Consider the following 4,924-nt stretch of genomic DNA (forward strand, 5'->3'; position numbering starts at 1 on the left):
TTCGGCGACGGCGTGCTGCGGGCGACGCCGGGCAAGCACCGCGCCGGTGCGGGCCCCGATGCCGCCGACGGACCCGTGTTCGTCGACGAGTCCGGCCGCCGCAGCCGCCTCTACCGCCGGATCGGCCTGGCCGTCGGCCTGGCCTGCGCCGCCTACGCCGTCGTGATCGTCGCCACGCTGCTGTCCGGCAACTCCAACGCCCCCTGGATCCCCGTACCCGACCAGGAGCAGGAGCAGCCCGCCGGGAAGGTCGAGACCTCGCCGCAGCCCGCCGAGCCGGACGCGTCGCCCGGCTCCGGCACCGACCTGCCCCCGGGCGCCGAGCCGACCGCCGGCGACGCCGACACCCTCCCCTCGCCCGGCGCCGACCTCCCCGCGGGCGGCGCGCCCGTCGCCGAGGGAGGGGCCGGCGAGGCCACCGGTCCGGCGTCGACGCCGGACCGGACCGCCCCCGGGCCGGGCACCGGCGCCGGCGGTTCCACGACCACCGCTCCGGCCGAGCCCCCGGCCGCCTCGGCGCCCGCCGTCCCGACGACCCCGTCCGGCGGCACCGGCACCGGCACCGATCCGACCACCCCGCCCGCCGGGGAAGAACCCGGCGACGAGGAACCCGCCGGCGCCGACGACCTCGCCCACGCACCCGCCGAAGCGCCGGCCGTGGCCGCGGAGCCCCCCGCCGCACCGCCGAACCCGTCCACCGCACCGTCCCCGGAGCACGTTCTCTGATGGCATCCCACTCCCACCGCCCCGGGCCCGCGACCAGAGCCCGAGGCGGCTCCCGGCGTCGCCGTGTGCCCCTGCGCCTGCTGCTTCCGCTGCTCGTCCTCGTCGCCCTGGCGGCGATGCTCATGCTGCGCGGCTACACGCACAGCGAGATCCTCGCCGATCACCGCGTCCAGGCACCCGCTCCCACCGACAAGGTGCCGGAGAAGATCCTCGAGGGCGGTCCGGTCATCGACGCCCGGGGCGGCCGCACCGAGAGCCTGAGCGTGCCCGACAAGCGTCTGGTCCTCACCTTCGACGACGGCCCGGACCCGGTCTGGACCCCGCGCGTGCTGGACGTGCTGAAGAAGCACGACGCGCACGCGGTGTTCTTCGTCACCGGCACCATGGCCTCCCGCCACCCGGACCTCGTCCAGCGCATGGTCGACGAGGGCCACGAACTGGGCCTGCACACCTTCAACCACCCCGACCTCTCCCTCCAGTCCAAGAAGCGCATCGACTGGGAGCTGTCGCAGAACCAGCTGGCGCTCACCGGCGCGGCGGGGGTGCGCACCTCGATCTTCCGCCCGCCGTACTCCTCCTTCTCCGCCGCCATGGACAACAAGTCCTGGCCGGTCACCGAGTACATCGGCAGCCTCGGTTACATCACCGTCGTCAACAACACCGACAGCGAGGACTGGCAGCGGCCCGGCGTCGACGAGATCATCCGCCGTGCCACGCCGAAGAACGGCGAGGGCGCCATCGTCCTGATGCACGACTCCGGCGGCGACCGCAGCCAGACCGTCGAGGCGCTGGACAGGATGCTGCCCGACCTGAAGAAGGACGGCTACGCGTTCGACAACCTCACCGAGGCCCTGGACGCGCCCAGCGCGATGAGCCCGGTGACCGGCTCCGAGCTGTGGAAGGGCAAGGCGTGGATCTTCCTGGTCCAGGCCTCGGAAAAGGTCACCAGCGGCCTGGCGGCGGGCCTGGCGATCGTCGGCACCCTGGTCATCGGCCGCTTCGTGCTGATGCTCGTCCTCTCCGGCGTCCACGCCCGCCGGGTGCGCCGCCGGGGCTTCGGCTGGGGCCCGCCGGTCACCGAGCCGGTGACCGTACTGGTCCCGGCCTACAACGAGGCCAAGTGCATCGAGAACACCGTCCGTTCCCTGATGGACAGCGACCACCCCATCGAGGTCCTGGTCATCGACGACGGTTCCAGTGACGGCACGGCCCGCATCGTCGAGGCCATGGGCCTGCCCAACGTCCGGGTGATCCGCCAGCTCAACGCGGGCAAACCGGCCGCGCTCAACCGGGGCCTGGCCAACGCCCGGTACGACATCGTCGTGATGATGGACGGCGACACGGTCTTCGAGCCGTCCACCGTCCGCGAACTCGTCCAGCCCTTCGGCGACCCGAAGGTGGGAGCCGTGGCGGGCAACGCGAAGGTCGGCAACAAGGACAGCCTCATCGGCGCCTGGCAGCACATCGAGTACGTGATGGGCTTCAACCTGGACCGCCGCATGTACGACATCCTCGGCTGCATGCCGACCATCCCGGGAGCCGTCGGCGCCTTCCGCCGCTCGGCCCTGGTCCCGATCGGCGGCATGAGCGACGACACGCTCGCCGAGGACACCGACGTCACCATGGCGCTGCACCGCGCCGGCTGGCGCGTGGTCTACGCCGAGAACGCCCGCGCCTGGACCGAGGCCCCGGAGACCGTCCAGCAGCTGTGGTCCCAGCGCTACCGCTGGTCCTACGGCACCATGCAGGCCATCTGGAAGCACCGCCGCGCCGTGATCGACAAGGGGCCCTCGGGCCGCTTCGGCCGCGTGGGCCTGCCCTTCGTCTCCCTGTTCATGATCGTGGCCCCGCTGCTGGCCCCCCTGATCGACGTCTTCCTGCTCTACGGCATCGTCTTCGGCCCGACCCAGAAGACGATCATGGCGTGGCTGGGTGTCCTGGCCATCCAGGCGGTCTGCGCGGCCTTCGCCTTCCGCCTCGACCGCGAACGCATGACCCATCTCATCTCGCTGCCGCTGCAGCAGATCCTCTACCGCCAGCTCATGTACGTCGTGCTGCTCCAGTCCTGGATCACCGCGCTCACCGGCGGCCGCCTGCGCTGGCAGAAGCTGCGGCGCACCGGCGTCGTCGAGGCGCCCGGCGGCTCGGTGCCGCGCCAGAACGCGCGGACCGACGACGATCGGAGGCCCGTGGCATGACCCACGGATACACGACCGGTACGGGCCCCGGCCCGGAGCCGGCCGGCCCGTACGGAACCGCGCCCGCGGGGGAGACGGACGGGACCCCGGAGGTGCCGCCCGCCCTCCCGCGCCAGCGCACGGCCGAGCCCGCACCCGCGACGGACCCCGCCGCCCCGGCCACGGCCGCCTCCGGCACACCGGGCCGTGACCGGTACCTCGACCTGCTGCGCTCCATCGCCCTGGTCCGCGTCGTGGTCTACCACCTGTTCGGCTGGGCCTGGATGACGGTGCTGTTCCCGTCGATGGGCGTGATGTTCGCGCTGGCCGGTTCGCTGATGGCGCGTTCGCTGAAGCGTCCGGCGGGGAGCGTGATCCGCAGCCGGATCCGCCGCCTCCTGCCCCCCATGTGGGCGTTCGGCGCGGTCGCGCTGGCGATGATGTTCGCCAACGGCTGGAACCCGGCGAAGGAGGACGGTTCCTGGGGTCTGATCGGACTGTTCAACTACATCGTTCCGATCGGCGCTCCGCCCTACCCCTGGGAGCTCGGCTCCCCGTCGGGCCTGCTGGACGAGACCTGGGCGGTGCAGGCCGCGGGCCCGCTGTGGTACCTGCGCGCCTACCTGTGGTTCGTGATCGCGTCGCCGCTGCTGCTGTGGGCGTTCCGCCGGGCCCCCTGGCCGACCCTGCTCGCCCCCCTGGGCCTGACGGCGATCGTCGGCACGGGCCTGGTGACCATCCCCGGCGAAACGGGCCGCGCGATCACCGACTTCGCGGTCTACGGCGGTTGCTGGGTGCTGGGCTTCGCCCACAACGACGGCATGCTGAAGCGGATCCCGCGGTACGTCTCGGTCTCCTGCGCGTCGCTGGTGATGGCCTTCGGCCTGTGGTGGGCGTCGAACCATCTGGGCCCCGACGGCTGGGACCTCAACGACATTCCGCTGGCCCAGGCCGCCTGGTCGTTCGGCTTCGTCGTGATCCTGCTCCAGTACTCCCCCTCCTGGCGGGAACTCCCGGGACGTCTGGCGCAGTGGGACAAGCTGGTGACGCTCTCCAACAACCGGGCGGTCACCATCTACCTGTGGCACAACATGCTGATCATGGCGACGGTCCCGATCGTCGACCTGCTGTACCGGCTCCCGTTCATGCAGAGCGAGCGCGGGGTGGAGGCGATCAGCAGCACGTACACGCTCTGGATGTTCGCCCTGATCTGGCCTCTCATCGGCCTTGCGGTGCTCGCCGTCGGCTGGGTCGAGGACCTCGCGGCGAAGCGGAGGCCCCGCCTGTGGCCGAACGGCACGAAGCGCTCCGCCGGCCGGCAGTCCGGGAGCCGCGCCGCCCGCCGGGGCTGAGGTCGGGGGCGGTCCGCGCGGTCCCGGTCGTCCGGTGGCCGTGGTGCCGCCCGCTTCCCGGTCGGTGCCGTGCCTCCACGCCCCCCCGTCGAGGGTGAGGCCGGCGCGCTCGTCTCCGAGCTGCACGCGGAGGGGCGGACCGCTTCGAAGAGGGGCGGCGCAGCCCGATCGCGGTGACGGCCGTGACGGCCGTGACGGCCGTGACGACCGTNNGCGTCGAAGTGCTTCGACGCGGAAACGCGAGGGAAGCCCGCAAGGCGGCGGGAGGATATCGCGCGCGCCGGTGAAGCGATTCGACGCATCGGACGGCCTGCCGCCGACTCCTCCTGAGTGAGTGTCATCACCCTTGCTCCGGAGTGCTCTTCATCACCAGCCGTGCCTTATTATGCGCGTTTTTCATGTGTGGAGGTGTTGTGTAGAGCGCTAGTGTTTTCCAGTGTCTTGAAATGTGAGGTCGGCAGTCGGTCCGCGGTCGTGTCGACCGCAACCACGTCGTACGCTCGTACGTCTTGCTTGCGTGACTGGAGCCGAATGCGAGGGGGGACATGGTGTCGCCGGAGGGGCGGGGGGAGGAGCCTGACGCCACCATGCAGTTGAAAGCGCTGGGCTCGTTCAAGGCGGAAGAGACCGTGCAGTTACGCATGCTCTCGCAGCGCACAGCCGGCACGG

At 71.7% G+C, this 4,924-nt stretch carries 2 protein-coding genes and 1 pseudogene; all 3 read left to right on the plus strand.

Going from position 1 to position 4,924, the window contains the following annotated elements:
* A pseudogene (locus AOK11_RS45775) lies at positions 1–726 on the plus strand (hypothetical protein); the annotation flags it as partial.
* Entirely contained in the window at positions 726–2,924 is a 2,199-nt protein-coding gene (locus AOK11_RS35360) for a bifunctional polysaccharide deacetylase/glycosyltransferase family 2 protein (RefSeq protein ID WP_055597739.1), read from the plus strand. The pseudogene AOK11_RS45775 and the gene AOK11_RS35360, both read left to right, overlap by 1 nt.
* Positions 2,921–4,255 carry an acyltransferase family protein gene (locus tag AOK11_RS35365; protein WP_055597740.1) on the plus strand — a complete coding sequence of 445 codons (1,335 nt, stop codon included), beginning with the start codon at positions 2,921–2,923 and terminating at the stop codon, positions 4,253–4,255. The genes AOK11_RS35360 and AOK11_RS35365 overlap by 4 nt, the downstream gene beginning before the upstream one ends.
* The last annotated feature ends 669 nt before the right edge of the window (positions 4,256–4,924 follow it).

It is taken from the genome of Streptomyces hirsutus (assembly GCF_001418415.1).
Taxonomy (GTDB): domain Bacteria; phylum Actinomycetota; class Actinomycetes; order Streptomycetales; family Streptomycetaceae; genus Streptomyces; species Streptomyces hirsutus.

Bases quoted from the DNA above. Each gene is read 5' to 3' on its own strand.
- AOK11_RS35365 (WP_055597740.1), top strand. From the start codon at position 2,921: ATGACCCACGGATACACGACCGGTACGGGCCCCGGCCCGGAGCCGGCC.
- AOK11_RS35360 (WP_055597739.1), top strand. From the start codon at position 726: ATGGCATCCCACTCCCACCGCCCCGGGCCCGCGACCAGAGCCCGAGGC.